This is a genomic window from Arthrobacter sp. AOP36-A1-22 (assembly GCF_052377615.1).
Taxonomy (GTDB): Bacteria; Actinomycetota; Actinomycetes; order Actinomycetales; family Micrococcaceae; genus Arthrobacter_H.
This window is the reverse complement of sequence record NZ_JBQSWX010000017.1, coordinates 33118-50710: the sequence shown is the minus strand read 5'-3', so window position 1 is coordinate 50710 and position 17593 is coordinate 33118. Positions and strand designations below refer to the sequence as shown.

General features: G+C 64.9%; 16 protein-coding genes. 11 read left to right on the top strand and 5 right to left on the bottom strand.

From position 1 onward, the window contains the following. The first annotated feature begins 3 nt into the window (after positions 1 to 3). The 4 genes from ACT3S2_RS11095 (at position 4) to ACT3S2_RS11080 (ending at position 4409) form a co-directional block, all read left to right on the top strand. Positions 4 to 1119, top strand: a complete 1116-nt coding sequence (locus ACT3S2_RS11095; protein ID WP_444554713.1) for a CBASS cGAMP-activated phospholipase — start codon at positions 4 to 6, stop codon at positions 1117 to 1119. Continuing rightward, a complete protein-coding gene (locus ACT3S2_RS11090) occupies positions 1106 to 2119 on the top strand; it encodes an SMODS domain-containing nucleotidyltransferase (RefSeq protein ID WP_444554714.1) in 1014 nt (337 codons plus the stop codon). Before ACT3S2_RS11095 ends, ACT3S2_RS11090 begins: the two co-directional genes overlap by 14 nt. After that, complete coding sequence (locus ACT3S2_RS11085) at positions 2116 to 3873, top strand: ThiF family adenylyltransferase (protein WP_444554715.1); 1758 nt, start codon at positions 2116 to 2118, stop codon at positions 3871 to 3873. The genes ACT3S2_RS11090 and ACT3S2_RS11085 overlap by 4 nt, the downstream gene beginning before the upstream one ends. Positions 3874 to 4031: 158 nt before the next feature. Beyond that, a complete protein-coding gene (locus ACT3S2_RS11080; protein WP_444554716.1) occupies positions 4032 to 4409 on the top strand; it encodes a hypothetical protein in 378 nt (125 codons plus the stop codon). Positions 4410 to 4446: 37 nt separating this feature from the next. On the opposite strand, the gene ACT3S2_RS11075 is transcribed toward ACT3S2_RS11080, so the two are convergent. From ACT3S2_RS11075 to ACT3S2_RS11060, 4 genes are all read right to left on the bottom strand, one after another. Continuing rightward, the gene (locus tag ACT3S2_RS11075; RefSeq protein WP_444554717.1) at positions 4447 to 6249 is read right to left on the bottom strand and encodes an SIR2 family protein; all 1803 of its coding nucleotides are present in this window, start codon (positions 6247 to 6249) and stop codon (positions 4447 to 4449) included. Next, the gene (locus ACT3S2_RS11070) at positions 6246 to 7748 is read right to left on the bottom strand and encodes an AlbA family DNA-binding domain-containing protein (RefSeq protein ID WP_444554718.1); all 1503 of its coding nucleotides are present in this window, start codon (positions 7746 to 7748) and stop codon (positions 6246 to 6248) included. Before ACT3S2_RS11070 ends, ACT3S2_RS11075 begins: the two co-directional genes overlap by 4 nt. Before the next feature lie 367 nt (positions 7749 to 8115). Continuing rightward, entirely contained in the window at positions 8116 to 8259 is a 144-nt protein-coding gene (locus ACT3S2_RS11065) for a sigma factor-like helix-turn-helix DNA-binding protein (RefSeq protein ID WP_444554760.1), read from the bottom strand. A gap of 176 nt (positions 8260 to 8435) precedes the next feature. Next, complete coding sequence (locus tag ACT3S2_RS11060; RefSeq protein ID WP_444554719.1) at positions 8436 to 9857, bottom strand: IS1380 family transposase; 1422 nt, start codon at positions 9855 to 9857, stop codon at positions 8436 to 8438. Positions 9858 to 10620: 763 nt separating this feature from the next. Here ACT3S2_RS11060 and ACT3S2_RS11055 point away from each other — a divergent pair. The 3 genes from ACT3S2_RS11055 (at position 10621) to ACT3S2_RS11045 (ending at position 13337) form a co-directional block, all read left to right on the top strand. Next, positions 10621 to 11901 (top strand): endonuclease/exonuclease/phosphatase family protein, encoded by a 1281-nt coding sequence (locus ACT3S2_RS11055; RefSeq protein WP_441380719.1) that lies wholly within the window; start codon positions 10621 to 10623, stop codon positions 11899 to 11901. 97 nt (positions 11902 to 11998) lie between these two features. Next, positions 11999 to 12448 carry a DUF2871 domain-containing protein gene (locus tag ACT3S2_RS11050; RefSeq protein WP_441380718.1) on the top strand — a complete coding sequence of 150 codons (450 nt, stop codon included), beginning with the start codon at positions 11999 to 12001 and terminating at the stop codon, positions 12446 to 12448. A 40-nt stretch (positions 12449 to 12488) separates the two neighbouring features. Continuing rightward, complete coding sequence (locus ACT3S2_RS11045; RefSeq protein WP_443411959.1) at positions 12489 to 13337, top strand: hypothetical protein; 849 nt, start codon at positions 12489 to 12491, stop codon at positions 13335 to 13337. 6 nt (positions 13338 to 13343) lie between these two features. On the opposite strand, the gene ACT3S2_RS11040 is transcribed toward ACT3S2_RS11045, so the two are convergent. Continuing rightward, positions 13344 to 14702 (bottom strand): DUF445 domain-containing protein, encoded by a 1359-nt coding sequence (locus tag ACT3S2_RS11040; RefSeq protein ID WP_443411960.1) that lies wholly within the window; start codon positions 14700 to 14702, stop codon positions 13344 to 13346. Between ACT3S2_RS11040 and ACT3S2_RS11035 the strand changes: the two genes are divergently transcribed. Genes ACT3S2_RS11035 through ACT3S2_RS11020 form a run of 4 tightly spaced genes read left to right on the top strand, consistent with a single transcriptional unit; the run spans position 14701 to position 17588 of the window. Further along, positions 14701 to 15567 carry a glycerophosphodiester phosphodiesterase gene (locus ACT3S2_RS11035; protein WP_086997578.1) on the top strand — a complete coding sequence of 289 codons (867 nt, stop codon included), beginning with the start codon at positions 14701 to 14703 and terminating at the stop codon, positions 15565 to 15567. The genes ACT3S2_RS11040 and ACT3S2_RS11035 overlap by 2 nt on opposite strands. Beyond that, positions 15564 to 16565 (top strand): NADPH:quinone reductase, encoded by a 1002-nt coding sequence (locus ACT3S2_RS11030; protein WP_443346310.1) that lies wholly within the window; start codon positions 15564 to 15566, stop codon positions 16563 to 16565. The genes ACT3S2_RS11035 and ACT3S2_RS11030 overlap by 4 nt, the downstream gene beginning before the upstream one ends. A gap of 34 nt (positions 16566 to 16599) precedes the next feature. After that, a complete protein-coding gene (locus ACT3S2_RS11025; RefSeq protein ID WP_086997576.1) occupies positions 16600 to 17280 on the top strand; it encodes an AzlC family ABC transporter permease in 681 nt (226 codons plus the stop codon). Next, positions 17277 to 17588, top strand: coding sequence for an AzlD domain-containing protein (locus ACT3S2_RS11020; RefSeq protein WP_086997573.1), 312 nt, complete (start codon positions 17277 to 17279; stop codon positions 17586 to 17588). The genes ACT3S2_RS11025 and ACT3S2_RS11020 overlap by 4 nt, the downstream gene beginning before the upstream one ends. Positions 17589 to 17593: the final 5 nt, after the last annotated feature.

Genomic DNA, 17593 nt, shown 5'->3' with positions numbered 1-17593 from the left:
TACATGGATGTAGTTCCCGCAAGTTCGACGGACTCCGGAGCCGAGATGCCAATCGGGCCGGTTGACGTGCCGGGACGGCAGGACGACCCATGGACGACGAACGGGCCAACCGAGCTGCCGACCGATCGCTTCCAGGTTCTCGCTCTCGACGGCGGAGGAGCCAAGGCGCTGTTCACCGCCCACGTGCTTGCGCGACTGGAACAAGACCTCGGTGTCAGCGTCAGGGACTCGTTCGATCTGATCGCCGGTACGTCGGCGGGCGGGATCGTCGCTCTCGGGCTGGGTGCCGGTCTCACCCCGAGCGAGATCGTCGGGCACTACGAGGAACTGGTCATGACGGTCTTCCCGGCCGCGCGGCGGAGCCTTTTGCGGCGGCCGCGCCAACTGGCTGCACCCATCTACGACGGCGATGCATTGCGGACTGCCCTGACGAAGGTGCTCGGAGAGCGGCTGCTCGGCGATAGCACCAAGCGACTGGTCATCCCGGCATGGGATGTGCAACGAGGTGCCGTGCACATCTTCAAGACGCCACATCACACGCGCCTTGCCCGTGACTGGCGCATCCCGATGGTGGACATCGCGATGGCTACTTCGGCCGCGCCCCTCTACTTTCCGGCTGCACGCGTTGACGGACACCGCCTCATCGACGGCGGGGTGTGGGCGAACAACCCTTCCGTCGTCGCGATCGCTGAGGCCGTGAGCATGCTCCACGTACCGCTCAGTTCGATCAGGGTGCTCAACGTGGGCACCATCGATCAGCTCACGAACCACCCCAAGCGCCGCGACCGCGGCGGACTGCTCCAATGGGTGAAGCCGATCACGCCCCTGATCCTTAGCGCCGGTAGCCGCGGCGGGCAGGGCATCGCGGAACATCTGATCGGCAAGTCTGCCTACACCAGGTTCGACGCCTTGGTTCCCGGCGGACTATACGCACTCGACTCAGCGGACCCGAACGACATGGCCGGGCTCGCCGCGTCCGTGAGTCGCGAACTCAGCCCCGTTTATACCGAGCGGTTTGCAGCTCATCGCGCAGCCGAATACACACCGTTGACCGGAGACCGACATCGCGGCCACCGGAACAGCACGTCCCACACGGAGGTCTCCGATGAAGCTCACTGACTACTTCAACGTCCTGCTCAAGGACACCGTCAACCTCAGCCAAGGAAAGCTAGATCTGCTCGACTCTCGCGTCGAGGCGGTCTATAAGGCACTGAAGGCCGATGAGCAGATCGGTTCTCTCATCCTCGGCAAGACGCCCCAGGGCTCCTGGGCACACAGAACCATCATCAACCCGGTCGGCAGCAACGAGTTCGACGCGGACTTCATGCTCGACATGAGCGAGAACCCGGACTGGACGGACAGCCCTAAGACCTACATCGAGGAGGTCTATGCGGCCCTGCACCGCCACAGCAAGTACGGCGACATGCCGCACTCACGCAAGTGCCGCTGCGTCCGACTCGTCTACGCGAACTCCATGCACATCGACATCGTGCCGCACCTGAACCTCGCCGATGGACGCGAAGTCATCGTGAACCGCGACGACAACGACTGGGAGCTGACCGACCCCCAGGGCTTCACCGACTGGATGAAGAAGAAGGACACGCTCGCGAAGGGCAACCTCCGCAAGGTCATCCGACTGATGAAATACCTCCGCGACCACAAGAACTCCTTCATCGGCACGCGGTCAATCCTCCTGACGACACTGCTCGGTGAACAGGTCACCGAACTGCGCACGCTGCTGGACCCCGGCTACTACAGCGACGTCCCCACGACGCTCCTACATATCGTCAAAGACCTCGACACCTGGCTTCAAGCGAACCCAACCACGCCTCCTGTCGCCGACCCGTCCGGGTCAGGTGTCTACTTCGGGCATCGATGGGGTCCTGATCCCGAAAAAGCCCAGGCGACTTACAGCTACTTCCGCGACCGCATCCATGTGCACGCCGCCGAAATTGAGGAAGCGTACGAGGAGGAGGACAAGGAGCGCAGCGTCGAACTGTGGCAGGGCATCTTCGGGAACGGATTCAAGGCGCCAGCCACCACATCGAGCAGCGCGAAGTTCCCGGCAGCAGCCCCAGCCGCCGCCTCCATCGTGGGGCGGTCTGGCCGCGCGGGATGAGCCGCCGCAACAGGGCCAGCCTGTCGGCCTGGCAGAAGCATCTCCTTGGCGAGCTGAGGTCGCTCGTGCGGGAGCGCCCCGACGACGTGCGGGTTATCCAACAGGCCCAGCTCGACGCTAACGGCGACGCCACACTCCGCCTCCGGCTCCACACCGCGGACATCCCGCGGAGCCCAGCGGGGTTGGAACTCGGAGATGACGAGGAGTTCATAGTCCGGATTTGCCCATCGCTGTTCCTGCCCCCGAGCGTTGAGGTTGACCACACCCGCTTTCTCGGCTTCCCGCATGTCCTTCAAGGACAGCGACTCTGCATCTACCTCGACCCCTCGCGCGAGTGGCACCCGTCCGAAGGGGTTGCCGGATTCCTCACCCGGCTCTGGGACTGGCTCACCGATGCCGCCGGCGGAGCGTTCGACCCCTCGACCGCGATGTACCACGCGGTCGGAGGAGTACTGCACCACGCTAACGGTACGACCACGATCGTCGTCCGCGAGGCCGGGCCATCGAAACAGCATCAGGTCGCTCGGCTGATCGCCCGTTCGCCGTACCGCTATGACCTCACCTACTCAACGGACCGCGATGGACACCGCACGCCCGTCTTCGCACTCGCGAGCGACCTTCCGTTTGGCGCCGCGTCCACCCTCGCGCTGTTCCTGACGCTCCTCGATGATCCGTATCTTGACCGCGCGGAAGGACGGTCGCCGCGGGTGTCACCTCAGTCGCCAGCGTTTCTCACGTCGATCCTTGCCAGCGCTCTCCGGAACGCTGACGACACCGAGCAGTACTTCGTCCTGGCCGTACCCCACCCGGCAGGCGGTCCACACCATCTGCTCGGTGGACGCCTGCCAGGGGCAACAGCCAACGTGCTTCGGCGCCTCGCCAAGACGCGCGGCACCGCGGTCAACCTAGACCCCGCGATGGTCAACGCCGATATCCCCATCGAATGGTGCAACATGTCCGACGAACGGCAAGAAGTCACGACCCGACGCGACGACAACCGTCCCGTCAACGGTTTTCAGGGAAAGACAGTTCATGTTTGGGGATGCGGAGGCCTTGGGTCATGGATCGCCGAGTTCATCGCACGGGCCGGGGCCACCACCATTACTCTCTGCGACCCCGGAACCATCACCGGCGGACTTCTCGTGCGACAGAATTACACCGAAGCCGACGTCGGTCAGACGAAGGCGCAGGCTCTTGCCACGCGGCTCGGAGCGATCCGTGACGATCTGACGGTCACCGTCGCCGAAGGAAACGTGCCCGACAACCCAGCATCCTTTCTTTCCGCGGACCTAATCCTCGACGCCACCGTCAGCCACAGCATCACCGCATACCTCGATTCGCTCGTGGGCACAGAACGCAAGGCGCTGATTGCCCAGGTCGCCACCGACGCAAGCTCAGGGACGCTCGGCATCGCCAATATCTGCGCGCCCGCCGCTACGCTCACGCCTTCTGAGATCGACGATCAGGCAGGACGTTCGGTGCTGGCCGATGGCGGGCTTGAGCTGTACCACTCGTTCTGGCAGGAGGCAGCCGATGGTGATGAACTCGTCCCGACGCGAGGATGCTCGGTACCCACATTCCACGGCTCCGCCGCAGACCTCGCAGCGGTCGCTGCGACCCTCGTTAACCTGGTCGGTGCTCACCTCCAGCAGTCACAAGCAGTCGTTTCGGGAACTCACCTCATCGCCCTGCCACACGCCGCAACCGGCCCGCGGCATCACTTCGTTCCGGCCGCGTCCGACAACCTCCAATGACGGGTCATCGCGCGGTTCCCCTCGTCGGGGATCAGGCGTAAAGTTGAGGGCGAAGCGGATTTCTCCTCTGTAACGCGCCGCTCGCGGCAGACCTCCGGGTCACTCTCCAACGCACCGCTTCACCTGACATACCTGTGCGATGGAGAGGAACGAGAGCCATGATCCGTCTGATCTGGGCCGCAAGCGTCCACACCCGCTACTTCATGCGGCGATACATGCCTACGAACATCATGCTGGACGCGATCCGCTCTCGTCGCCGTGGGTTGAAGTGGGGTGTCCCGGCCATGCTGCTCGCGATCCCGTACCTGCTGATCGCGAACGTCTGCATCCAGCTCATCGAGGACGGCATTCCCGGATGGCTGCACTTGGTTGTGTTGTGGGCGATCTGGAACATGCTCAAGATGCTTTGGATCGGGCCGATCAGCGTCGTGCTGCTGAGCCGCGCACGGCTCCGCGAGGCCCGTGAGCGTCGCATCCGGTCAACAGACCACGAAGGCCGGCGCGGCCCGTTGAGCGCTCTCACGTCGTCGTCATGACCGCTTGGAGATTACAGCGCAGAGTCGATCGGCCCGCTCAGCGCATGTTGTGAAACTTGAAGGTCTCTAGCACGACGCGATGATCGATCAGTGCTTGATCGTAGGCGTCTTCTCCTCCGAGAAGACGCACCCACGGCCAGTCTGTGGCGCGCTCTCCGGTGCTGCGGAAAGCGACCTCCGCGAGCGGCTGATTCCGGTCATCCCAGGACCAGGCCCGCTCGCCCACGTACTCACCACTCATCGCGCGGTAGCCCCCTGAGTAGGTGGCATTCGTAATTTCGTGCAGGAGGCTCATCCGGTACTCATAGCCGTGGAAGATGTCCACGTAGTCGGAGTCTTCGGGGATCAGGTCCGCGAAGGTTGCGCGAGCATCGGCTTTGAGTAGGTGGCTCAGCGGATAGGTCCAGTTTCCGGCGTTCCACCTGGGCAGAGCATTCACCGAGTCCTTGTCGAGGACGCGGTAGGGATGGATGACCTGGCAGGCAGGGAGCCGAATCTTCATGCCGGCCTCGACGGTGCCCATCACCTCGATGGCGAGCTTGATGAGCAAAGCGTCCCGTCCGCGTCGCGTCGCAGCGACACCGACGGCAGTCTGAACGAGCAGTGCGGAGTACAACCGCGCCTGTTCGAGCGCTTGTTGGACGGGGACACCCATGCGGGAGGTCGTACCGGCATCGAGCAGGCGTTCAAGGACGTCCATCCAAAGCCGGTCATGGTCGCCGTCCGGGTCGTGCCACACACCAGTCACGAGGAGAGCGCACAACTGCCGGGTCCTCTCCCGATGCGTCGTCAGCACTTCTTGGAGGGATGCTCCGTCGAGTCCATCGATGGAGAGCGGCTGATCCCTCACAGCCTCGACGACCTTGTCTGTTGCTTCCATCACCAGGTCGTGCAGGTCGATGCGACGAATAGGATCGGGCAAATAGCGCTTCAACCGAGCCACCGCCATCGCGGTTGTCAGTGGCGGCTCGGCAAGACGGTCCAGCGCTTCCAATGCGGACGACAGTTCGCTGAACATCTCGTCAGCTCCCGCAGCCGGGACGATCTGACCCGAGCGTGCTGCGAGCAGCTTCTCAGCGTTGACGCCCCTGCCGCTTCGCGCGTCCCAGTACAACGGATACCGACGGCTAGGTATGGACTCAATTAGCCTGACCAGCGCGGTGTCCCACTCCGCTGACCAGCCAGAGATAATGAGGCCGTACTCGTCGAAGACCCGAGCGAGCAGCGTCACCCATTCATCCGGGTACTGGTCCAGTTCGCTCGGAGTGTTCCGGGAACCGAGATCGAGATAGTCCCCGTGGACCTTGATCACTGTTGCCGGAGCGTGTGCGAGCGGCTTCATGCCGTTGACCGCCTCCGGCCGCGCGATCACTTGCGGAGCGATCCCGACCGCGTCGAGCGCCTGCTCCATCAGCCGGTCGAAGTTCGTGGTGACGATGACCCTGACTGATCCCCGCTTTACCAGCTCGGCAATCGCGAGGTGTCCTCTGCTCGGCGTCTTGATCCCTTGCTCTCGTTCCTCATCGGACGGCTCGAAGAAGCCTGCCAGGAGACCCTGCCGAGCCGCGGGCGTGGGTGCGAGCGCTTCAAGAAGCGATGAGTAACCGAGGGGCTCGCTGTGGTGATCGTGCCACCACTTCTCGGGGTTACTGGCGGCGCCTTCTATCGAAGTTGGGTCCTCTACGGCTGCGACCCGGCGCACAAGCTCGGTGACGACACCCCATCCGGTGGGCACGCCGGCGCCCGTGGACACACCGGAGCCCACGAGCAGGGCGTACACGCCGGGTTGTGCCTGCATCGACGTCGCGAGCATCGCCAGCGGTGACAGGGGATTGCTCATGTGCCTTCTTTCAGATGGTTGCTGACGAACCGCTGCGCACCCTGGGGCAGGGACCACCAGTGCCCGCCGAAGCCGAACGACTCGCGCTCTGCACTGGTGAACACCTGTGCCATCGCTTCTGCGATCTTGCGCTCATCGGAGGTGGGGAACATCGCTTCGCGCGCGTCTGCGTCGCTGGCGACGACCTCGAACGCTGGATCAGCTCTGTCTTGGTTCATCGCCGATGCGGCCGGATACCCGCTTCCGTGATGCTGCCCCTCGGCGGCCACGATGAGGCAGTAGAAGATGTCGAACTGACATAGGGAGTTGAGGAGCACATCGTCGTGAGCGAGGTCGCTGGGATCGGGTACCGCGCTGTCGGGGACATCGGGGCGCATGGCTGATTGCTCGCTCATGAGGTTGCGTGCGGCCGAGATCATCAATCCGCCCTTACCTGGCGGAAAGAGGTCAGTTCGGCTTGCGTCGACCTGCCCGTGTCTGATCCAGGAGGAGTAGACGTACACGTCACCGCTGGGCGGGTACGGGCGAAGCGCGAGGTCATGAACGACAGCCCATTGCCGGAGGCGGACGGCGAGGCTGCCGAGTACGTAGACGCGCGTGATGATGTCGAGTCGCGCGGCCGCGTCGCCATGGCCGAGCTTGACGTACGCATCGAAGAGACTGTCGATGGCCTTCTGAGCAACGGCGTCGCGTTCGAAATACATTGCGTGAGCCGCGAGGATCGTGACCTTGTCGAGTGCGGCTCCGCGCTCATCAGGATTGCTCACCAGCGCGGCCGCCTGTCCGAGGAACTGTCGCAGGCGAATGTCGCTGTCGGCTTCAAGGTGGGACACCACACCCTCGCGGAAGGCCTCGTCTGCCATCTGAACCGTCAGCGGAACAAGGGCGGGGCCAGCACCGCCGCCCGCCCGCAGGGCGGCGGCCAGGTCAGCAATCAGCGAGTCGACCTGTGCACGGGTCTCCTCGTGCAGTCGTTGATCGCGACGGCTGAGCAGATCGTTCCAGTGCGCGTGGCGAAGCGGAGAGTTCTTGGCACCTTCACGAACCAGAACATCTCCCTCACGGAACACCACCACCGGTTTGCCGTTCTGACCAGCGAACTGGCCCAGCTTGCTCATAGGCACCGGAAGCCCGTCACGGTGGTGCGGAAAGTAGATCAGAACGACCTCATGCCCATCGACTTCGTGAACCTGCGAGATCACATGGACCTCGCCTTCGATGTACTTCCTGATCAAATCACCAAGCCGGGCACCGTCGAAGAGTGCGCGATCGGTGATCGTGCCGGTAGGAAGAGCCAGGGTTCCGTCGTCGTTGACGCCGACAAGGATGTAGCCACCGGGTGGCCTGTTCGTCATAGAGATCGCATCTTTGACGAAGTTCAACTGGTCCCGATTGTTCGTCAGGTCCAGGACGGCCTTGAACTCCAAGTGCGTCTGCTCCGGCAGTTGGAGCAGCTCCGCCAGCTTCTCTCGGTCAGTGCGCCCATCAACGACGATCACTCCGCGTCACCGTGTCCTTTCAAAGGTGGACACCCAGCGCGCGCCGGTTCCAGTGCGTCGATGCCAGTAAAGACGTAGTAGCTGATCGGGCGCTTTCCTCGCCTTTCCAAAGAGTCCACTTGAAGCAAGCTCCCTGATAAGTGGGACTGCTGCATCGGTCTCTCCTTTGTTTCACGCCTTGTTAGTCTCGCTCGTCGAAGCACCTCCGGTTCGAACGCTCAGCGATCATGGCCCAACTCTACGACGGAGCACTGACAGAGTCGGTGCCTTCACGGCGTTCGATACGCCCAGCGACACTCGCACGGCTGGCGACAGTCGACTCGATGCCGCCGCTGTATGCGATTGCAGTTCCAAGGCGCGCTGCTGCCTAAAGACTGGGAACACGGAGGCGACGGCCGCCGGGGCGGATCGCCCCACCGCACGCAACCACCGCGGACCGGACAGCCTCATTACTGACGCCGAGACGCGCGGCTACCTGCGCGAGCGTCAAGCCGTCGGCATAAACCTTGATCCACCGATCGGCTGTTGCATAAGGCCGTGATTCGAAAAGAGGCGTGGATGGTCACGGTTCGTGCATAAGGGCATGACAACGGGCCCGGCGTCGCATCCGGTGTGTCCACAATTCGGTGTTGCCAGAAGCCTCCTACAACTTCTTCTGGCCGACGAGCCCGGGCCTGGGCGAGATGGTCAGGTCGCCACCGGGACCGGTGGGCTGAACACGGTGTTCCAGAGCCGACCGAACTCGGCCGCCTTGGGCCAGTGGGCTGGCAGGTGAAGAACGATCTTTCGCGCGTGGCAGGCGATGCGGGCCGGGATGCTGATGAGCTTGGCCCGCAGTGTTGGGGCCCTTGACTTCGATAGCCTGCCCCCTGCCAAGAGCGCGCCCGTGCGGGCGAGGTTGTGGGCCATGCAGGCCAGAGCGAGCCAGGCAGCATTGGCGTTAAATGCTCCGGCGGGCATATGCGCGATCGGTCCTGCCTTGAGCTCGGCGTTGACTTGCTCGATCACGGCATGGCGTCGGTGGGCTTTATCGGCTTGGACCGTGTCGAGAACATCGGCTGGAATCGTTGTGAACACGGCGTGGTAGCGCCACACGGTGAACAGGCCCTCTTGTCCGGCTTTGGCGAGTTTCTTCTGGTTCTTCTCCGGGATCCGGCGCACTACCAGACGCCCGGTCACCGGGTTCTTCGTGGTCGTGAACGCGGTATACACGGTTTCGGCGACTTCGGCTTCGGAGATCCATTCCTGGTTGTCTTCGTCCCAGATCGCCTGCGGGTACTGGATGCCCGTCCACGTTGTCTCGTCGATGCTGGTGATGGCTTTGCTAATGGAGGGGTTCATGCGAGCCGTGACCGAAACGTTGGCACCGGCCGACTTCGCCGCGGCGGCGACGTCGGAGGTGTAGTACGCCGAGTCGGCAGCCAACACGACACGCTTACCGGCCACCCCGGGCAGGCGGCCTACCGTCGAGAGTGCGTCTTGGGTGAACTTCTTGGCACCGCGGGCCGAGTGCACGGCTCCTTTACGCAACCGGTTGCCGATGATGACTGGTTGTGACGACGTCGTCGAGGCAACGGCGAGGAGACCGTTGAGCCCGCGCACACCGGTATAGCCGTGTCCGGAGCCTTGTTTGCGGGCGGAGTGGACGGCGATGACGGTGTCGTCGATATCGACAAACACCATCCGGTCGGCCGGATTCGACGAGTCGAGGCGGGTCGGGAAGAAATCGGCCCGTGAAGCCAGGCGTTGCAGGGACTGGTCGCAGGCGGTTTGGAGGGCGCGGACGTGACCGAATGTGAACTTACGTAAGAACTGGCCCAACGTTGACGGGGCGTAGACGCTGGTGGCGAGGTGTTTCATCCCACCGGTACGGTTGCGATTCATGTCGTCGATGCTGTCGGCCCCGGCGAGCATCCCGGCGATCAGGGACATGACTTTCCCGCCCGGGTTGGCGCCCTTGTCGGTGGGGATACGAACGCGGTCGGCCACGGCTGTTGGCAGGCCTGTGTCTTGGGCGAGTCTGACCAACGGGATCAGCCCGGTATCGGCGATGAGGCGTTCGTCGTCGAAGGCGTGGGACAGGCCGGTGGGAGTGTGATTGAATAGCACCTGCGAGGTGCTCCTTCCTTGTGGGTTTGATAGGACTTTAGACATCACTATTTTCCCACGTCAGAAGGGGCACTTCCACTTTATTTAGCCATCAACACCGGCTCATTTATCGGTGGATCAGGGATAAAGCTGAGCGGCGTCATGGCGAATCGCGTCGGGCAACTCCGGTTGGCGTGCGGCCAGTCCCGCCAGCCTGGCTATCTCACGCACCGTGCCGCGGTGCAGCTTGAACCGTGTCGCCAACTCCCGGACAGGCACGCCAGCGGTGTACCCGGCCAGCAGTTCAGCCCGATTGGAGACACTCAAACGGGTTTGAGACTGACGCGAATTTTCTCGTACTGGTCCTCGCTGATCGGTGATCCGAGCGGCCCGGTTACGTGGGCGACGAGTCCGCGATCCCCGTAGAACACGGGATATCAGAGATCCGAGCGGCTTCCGGGGGTTTGAGAAGCTGCTACGGAGGTCCACCCGCATCTCGCCCCGTCCCGCATCAGCGGGGCGGGGCGAGATCCGTTTCGGGGTGTCCCCGGGGTGAACCGAATTGGTCCATCGAGCGAAGATTTCAATACGGCAACGATGCCCAGGCCTCCTGTTTCGTCCAGCGTGGGCTACCGACTGGTAGCCAGATCGCCGGTATCTCGCTGAAGATCGGGCGTGGGGCCGATTCGCCGGTACGGGCCCGCGTCGGATCTCCGGGGGCGGATCGTGCCCAGAAAGCCACAAAGCAGTTCCTGCCGGGGGCCGGACGTCCTACGCTGGTGGGGTGCGTGTCATCAAGAGGGCCCTGGGGGCCGGTCTGCTAGCCGTCGGCCTGACGGCTGCCTCCATGGTGCCTGCGCTCGCCGACGGAGCGGATGCCCCGGACTTCCTGACCCCCGACTATCAGCGCTTCCAAGCCCAGTTGAAGCCCGCGGGAGACTTGGCGGCCCCCACACACGACGGCGCACTGCGAGCCGCCGCGTTCAACTCCTCACTCAGCCGCGGGTACGCCGGCGGGTTGGCCCAGGACCTGTCCCAGCCCGGCGACGAGGCAGCCTCGGCCGTCGCGGAAGTCATCCAGCGGACCAACCCCGATGTCGTCCTGCTCAGCGACTTCGACTACGACGAAGACCAAGAGGCCGCCGAGGGTTTCCGCACCAATTACCTGCAGCAGGACCAGAACGAACGGCATGCCACCGACTACCCGTACATGTACGTGGCACCGACGAACCACGGGATCCCCACCGGTGCCGATCTCGACGGCAATGGAACCGTCGGGGATGCGACCGACGGATTCGGCTACGGCGAGTTCCCCGGACAACACGGCATGGTCCTGTATTCCAAACACCCGATCCAGCGCGACGGGATCCGGACCTTCCAGAACCTGCTGTGGTCATCGATGCCTGACAACGGACTACCCACCGGGGAGTATTCACCGCTGGTCCGAAGCATCCTGCGGCTGAACAGCTCCACCACGTGGGATGTTCCCGTGAAGGTCAAGGGACATACCGTGCACGTCGTGGCCGCAGATCCCAGTGCCCCCGTCGACGAGGAGGGCAACCAGCAACATCTGCGCAACACGGACGAGATCCGGTTGGTCGCCGACTACGTCTCCGGCGGCGAAGATGCTCAATACATCACCGATGATCAGGGGCAGAGCGGCGGCCTGCCCAAGAATGCGCGCTTCGTGGTCCTCGGCGATCTCGGCGTGGACCCGGGCCAAGACGATGCCGCCCGCGGGTCCGTGAACCAGTTGTTGAGCAATCCATCGGTGAGCGATCCGCGTCCGACGTCGGAAGGCGCCGCGGAAATCGGCACCGACGAGTCCGCTACCTCTGAAGCAGGGGAAGCCTCGGCCCCGAAGGCGCGGACGTCGATTGACGATGCTGCCGGCGCCTTGCGCACCGACTATGCCTTGGCCTCGACGACGGTGGACATCGCAGGGGCCGGCGTGTTCTGGCCCTCAGCCAGGCAGTCGGGACGGGCCCTGGTCTACGGCGACCCGGGTCCCAGCGGGAATCACCGTCTGGTGTGGGTCGATATTGACCTCCCCGGCGCGGACTAGGGACGAAATCCACCGATCGGTTGATCACTGATCGGCAGCTGGTGGGAATAGTTGACGGTAGGCAATCAGCCTGAACCATCAACGAAAGGTCACCGAAGTGCTCCGCCTTCTCTACACCTCCTTCACCTTCGCGATCGTTGGCGTCTTTTCCGGACTGTTCTATCGGGAGCTGACGAAGGCCAACGACTTCACGGACCGCTCCGCCACGCAACTACCCCTGGTTCACACCCACTTCCTGGTCCTGGGGTTCATTGTCTTGCTGATCGTGATGGTCCTGGAGCGGGTCCTGCACGTTTCCGCGGCAGCACCGAAGCTCTTTAGCTGGTTCTTTTGGATCTGGACCGTCGGCGTCGCGATCACCGGAGGCCTGATGCTCGTCAAGGGCACCCTGGCCGTGAAGGGTTCAGATGTTTCCTCCCCGGCGCTGAGTGGGATCGCCGGACTCGGCCACATGCTCCTCACCGCGGGTGTCGTTCTACTTTTCCTGGCGCTGCGCAAGGCAGTTCTTTCCGCGCAGCAGGCTCCCCGCGCGTCGGTTTCGCTCTGATGTTCCGGCACGGACGGGCTGTGGCGCCTAAAATCGGGGGATGAAGGAAAAAATTACCGCAGCGGTCCTGGGCCCGGACGGAAAACCCGTAGCCGGTATCCAGGGGGCGATCATCCGGGCCATCGGCGTCCAACGTCCCCTGGTGGTGGCCTACCTGCGCCGATTGCAGCGTAAGCACCCCCGGGCGGACGGCCCGGAAATGGCCCGCCTGCTCCGACGCGACTACCTGGTTGCGGTCACTGGCGGTGGCGCGGCCGTCGGGGCATCGGCGGTGGTTCCCGGGATCGGGACGGCGGCATCGCTGGGCCTCTCGGCCGCCGCTACGGTCGGCTTTCTGGAAGCCAGCGCCCTCTACGCCCAGTCATTGGCCGAATTGCACGGCATCACCACAGAAGACCCGGAAAAGGCCCGGGTGATGGTGATGGCAATCCTGATGGGTGACGAAGGCAGCGCGATGATCGCCGCCCTGACCCACCAGGCGGCAGGGCGTGGTGTCGGCCCGGTGAAGGGTTGGGGGTCGGTCTTCAGCAACGGAAAATCGTCGGGGGCCTGGGGCGCCATCGGCGCCCAGGTGCAGAAACGCTTCCTGCGCAAGATCCTGGCCACCCAGGGTGCCTCGATCATCGGCCGGGCCATCCCCTTCGGGCTCGGTGCCGCCGTCGGCGGGGCCGGAAACCGGTTCCTGGGCCGCAAGGTCGTCGAATCAGCGTCCCTGGCCTTCGGGCCAGTCCCCACCACCATTCCCGGGGAACTGGAACCACGAAAAGTCATCAGCCAGGTGGTGGCGCCGAGCCGCGTCGCGGACGGTGAGGACTTGGAAGCTGCCCGGACCGCCGTCGAACGCGCGATCGAACAGGAGCGGCTCCGCCGCACCTCCGGCACCCCCTAGACGGCCTCAGCCCAACAGCGTGTTGGCGGCAATGAAGATCGCCAGGCCCGCCAGGGAGCCGACGACGGTGCCGTTGATCCTGATGAACTGCAGGTCCCGGCCCACCTGCAACTCGATTTTCCGGCTCGTCTCGGGTCCGTCCCACCGGGCCACGGTGTCACCGATCAGCGCCGAGATCTGCTCACGGTAGGTGTGGATCAGGTAGCCGGCAGCGGTGGTGATCCACCGGTCGATCTTTTCCGCCAGCACGGTATCGGTGCGCAACCGTGACCCCAGGTCCATGACCGCCCGCACGAACCCGGTCCGCAGTTCGGATTCCGGGTTCTCCAGGGCATCGAGCAGCGCCGCCTTGATGGATTCCCAACCGGTGGCCACCGCCTCGTGCAGTTGCGGATCATCCAGAATGCTGTGCTTGAGCCCTTCCACCTTGGCGATCGTGTCCGGGCTGTGCTGCATATCGCGGGCGAATTCGGCCAGCCAGTCGTCGATGTTGCGGCGCAGCCGATGGTCGGGGTCGGTCCGGACGGCGTCGGTGAAAGCCGCCAACTCGCGGTGTAGCCGTTCACCCACGAAGGTATCCATCATCGACGGCAGCCAGGTGGGGGAGCGCTCGGCGACGAGTGTGACCACTGTCTGACGGTTCACCGCCACCCAGTCGGCAACCCGTTCTGCCAGCAGGTCCACGAAGGGGCGCTGGTGTCCGTCGCGCAGGACCAGTTCGAGCATGCGGCCCAGGGTCGGGGACCATTCCGGTGCCAACATGTGCTTGCGGGCCAGGGACTCGGCCAAGGCCAAGACGTCCTCGTCGTTCACCACCGAAAGCAGGGCACGGATCGCCGTCGCCCCTTCCACGGCGACGCGTTGGGCATTCTTGGCCTCGGTGAGCCAGGCCCCGGCGGGCGCGGCGAAGGACAGCGAAGCGAGTTTGCTGCCCACGACCTCATCGGAGAGGAAGTTCTCCTCGATGAAGCCGCCCAGGCTCTCACCGATCTGGTCCTTCTTGCGCGGGATGATGGCCGTATGCGGGATCGGCAGACCCAGTGGGTGGCGGAAGAGCGCTGTGACGGCGAACCAGTCGGCCAGGGCACCGACCATCCCGCCCTCGGCCGCCGCCCTGACGTATTGGAGCCACCCATGGGACTCCTGTAGGGCGAAGGACACGGCGAACAGGACCGCCATCCCGATCAAGAGTCCCGTGGCAATGGTCTTCATGCGCCGCAACGCTGCGGACCGTTCGACGTCGGAGATCAGCTGCATGGTGGTCCAATCGGTGAGGTGTCTCGGTGGCGCGCTTCCACGATAGTTCACCGGCTCGCCAGCGGATCGCAGAAACGAGTCCGGGGCATCGCGTAGCGTATGGAACATGCACCATGTCTACGCACATCGCGGGTCCAGCGCCGCCTACGCGGAAAACACCAGGGCCGCCTATCTACAGGCGCTCGCCGACGGGGCCGATGGGATCGAATGCGACGTCCACCTCACCCGTGACGGCCGGATCGTCTGCCATCACGACCAGACGGTGGACCGGACCTCGAACGCGTCGGGGCGGATCTCCTCGTTCACACTGCAGGAACTGCGCGAGCTGGACTTCGCCTCCTGGAAGGGCCGGGAGATTCCCGCCGACTACGGGACACTGCAGGAACAACTCCTGACCTTGGGCGAACTGGTGGAGCTGGCCGCCTCCGCGGGACGTCCGATCGGCTTGGCCATCGAGATCAAGCACCCCAGCGAATTCGGGCGCCGACTCGAAGACGCCGTATTGGCGGAACTGACCCGGCTGGGTTGGGAGGCGGCCACCTCGAAGATCGGAGATGTCACTCTCAGCTTCATGTGCTTCGATCCCGGATCGGTCCGCCACCTCTCCTCCCGGGTTGCCCCGGACTTCCTGTGCCAACTGGTGACCGGAGCGAACCCCCGAAAGGTCGCAGCCCTCGAAGAGCGCGGGGACCACCTCGGCGCCCAGGTCGCGTCCGTCGTCTACGGGGCCGAGCAGGAAGGCGTTCCGGCCATCGAGGCGGGAACAGCCGGCGTTGCGGGCCCGGGCGTTGCCTGGGTGCGCCGGCACGAGGACACCGTCAGGGCGTGGCTCCATCACGGAACCCGGCTGCGCGTGTGGACCGTGGACCGGGAGGAGGACATCGAATTCCTCGCCGGCGTGGGTGTCCAGGAAATGACCAGCAACGATCCGAAGCACACGCGCGACGTTTTGAATTCACTGGCCCGGGCGTGAACACCGGGTCCGAAAGGGTGCGGGCCGTCGGCATCGACCGGCTGACCGATACCGCGGGCATCCATCAGCTTCGGCTGCCGGCCCCGGAATGTGGGGCCGACCAGGTGGTCCTGGCCGTGGAGGCCGTCGCCGTGAACCACGTCGACACCTTCGTCCGCTCCGGGGTCTACGCCACGGAACTGGACTTTCCCGTAGCGGTCGGCCGGGACGCGGTGGGGACCATCGAGGCCGTGGGCGCCTCGGTGACCGGCCTGCAGGTCGGGCAGCGGGCCTGGACCAACAGCCTCGGTTTCGCAGGCCGGCCCGGAGCGACCGCCGAACGGGTCGGCGTCGACGCCGAACGGGCTTATCTACTTCCCCCTGACGTGGACCCGGTCGCCGCCGCCGCTGCGCTGCATCCCTGCACGACGGCGGCCCTGGCTGTTCAGCGGCAGGGGAACCTCCAGCCCGGGGAGAGTATCTACATTGCCGGGGGTGCCGGGCAGGTCGGCTCGGCGGCCATCGTGCTCGCGGTGGCCCGCGGGGCCCGGGTGCTGGCCTCTGCCTCGGCCGACGATGCAGGCCATTGCCGCGGACTCGGCGCCCAGACGGTGCTGGACTACCGCGACCCCGACCTGGTGCCGCGACTGCTCCAGGCCGTCCCCGAAGGCATCGACGTGCACATCGACACCGCAGGACATAACGACCTGGCGGCGGCGGTGAAACTCGCTGCGCCCCGCGGACGGATCGTTCTCCTGGCCGGGCCCACCACGGAAGCTGTCTTGCCCGTGGGACGGCTCTACATGCGCGACGCGAGCCTGCGCGGTTTCGCGATCAGCAACGCCACTGTCGGCGAACTGGCCGACGCCGCAGAAACCGTCAACATGCTGCTGGCCACCGGGGCCTGGACGCCCCGGCAGGTGAGCCTCGGGTCCTTCGACGACGCCGGGTGGGCCCACGCGCGACTGGAATCGGGGGAGAACCGCGGCACCCGGATCGTTTTGCGGCCGGCACCCTGACTCGGGAGGCCCCGCGCGTGGATAGACTGCCGAGGTGAAGTTCAGCCAGTCCCCGGCCGTGAAGACGGGCCTGTCCATCGCCGTGGCGACGGGCCTCTACGGCATCTCCTTCGGCGCGCTCGCCGTGGCTTCCGGGCTGAGCTTCTGGCAGACCGTGGCCTTAAGCGCGCTGATGTTCACCGGCGGCTCACAATTCGCGTTCATCGGGGTCGTGGCCGGCGGAGGTGCCGGTTCGGCGGCCTTCGGTGCCGCCACCCTGTTGGGGATCCGCAACATCATCTACGGGATGCAGATGAACTCCATGGCCCGCCCCACCGGATGGCGCAAGGCGGCCGCAGCCCACGTGACCATCGACGAATCCACGGCCACCGCCGTCGTCCAGGAGGAGCTGATAGAGGTCCGCCGCGGGTTTTGGACCGCCGGGCTGGGGACCTTCATCCTCTGGAACCTGTTCACGATCGCCGGGGCCCTACTCGGCGACGCGCTGGGAGATCCGAAGGCCTGGGGGTTGGACGGGGCCGCGGTCGCCGCCTTCCTGGCCTTGTTATGGCCCCGGCTGTCCTCGCGTGAACCCGTGGCCATTGCCGTGGTCTGCGCGGCGGCCACCGTGCTGGCCATCCCGTTCGTTCCACCGGGCATCCCGATCCTCATTGCTGCACTCGTTGCCGGGGTGTGGGGTTGGGTTGGACACCAGGGACGGGAGGCCCGCGCATGAGTCTGTGGTGGTGGATCCTGGCCGCCTGCGTGGTGGCCTACCTGTCCAAGCTTTCCGGTTATTTGGTGCCAGCCAGGATCCTGGACAAACCGCGCATGGGCCGGGTGGCCGGGACGCTGACCATCGGGCTGTTGGCTTCACTGACCGCTGTGAACACTTTTGCCAGCGGTCAGGAGCTGGTCCTCGACGCCCGGATCGGCGCCCTGCTGGCAGCGGCGATCGCGCTGCTGCTGCGGGCCCCGTTCCTGCTGGTCGTGATGGTTGGGGCGGTGGCCGCGGCATTGCTCCGGCTGGCTGGAATGCCCTAGGACGA

Coding starts and splice junctions, on each gene's coding strand:
- ACT3S2_RS11095 (WP_444554713.1), top strand. CDS start 4: ATGGATGTAGTTCCCGCAAGTTCGACGGACTCCGGAGCCGAGATGCCA.
- ACT3S2_RS11090 (WP_444554714.1), top strand. CDS start 1,106: ATGAAGCTCACTGACTACTTCAACGTCCTGCTCAAGGACACCGTCAAC.
- ACT3S2_RS11085 (WP_444554715.1), top strand. CDS start 2,116: ATGAGCCGCCGCAACAGGGCCAGCCTGTCGGCCTGGCAGAAGCATCTC.
- ACT3S2_RS11080 (WP_444554716.1), top strand. CDS start 4,032: ATGATCCGTCTGATCTGGGCCGCAAGCGTCCACACCCGCTACTTCATG.
- ACT3S2_RS11075 (WP_444554717.1), bottom strand. CDS start 6,249: ATGAGCAATCCCCTGTCACCGCTGGCGATGCTCGCGACGTCGATGCAG.
- ACT3S2_RS11045 (WP_443411959.1), top strand. CDS start 12,489: ATGAAGGAAAAAATTACCGCAGCGGTCCTGGGCCCGGACGGAAAACCC.
- ACT3S2_RS11035 (WP_086997578.1), top strand. CDS start 14,701: ATGCACCATGTCTACGCACATCGCGGGTCCAGCGCCGCCTACGCGGAA.
- ACT3S2_RS11040 (WP_443411960.1), bottom strand. CDS start 14,702: ATGTTCCATACGCTACGCGATGCCCCGGACTCGTTTCTGCGATCCGCT.
- ACT3S2_RS11020 (WP_086997573.1), top strand. CDS start 17,277: ATGAGTCTGTGGTGGTGGATCCTGGCCGCCTGCGTGGTGGCCTACCTG.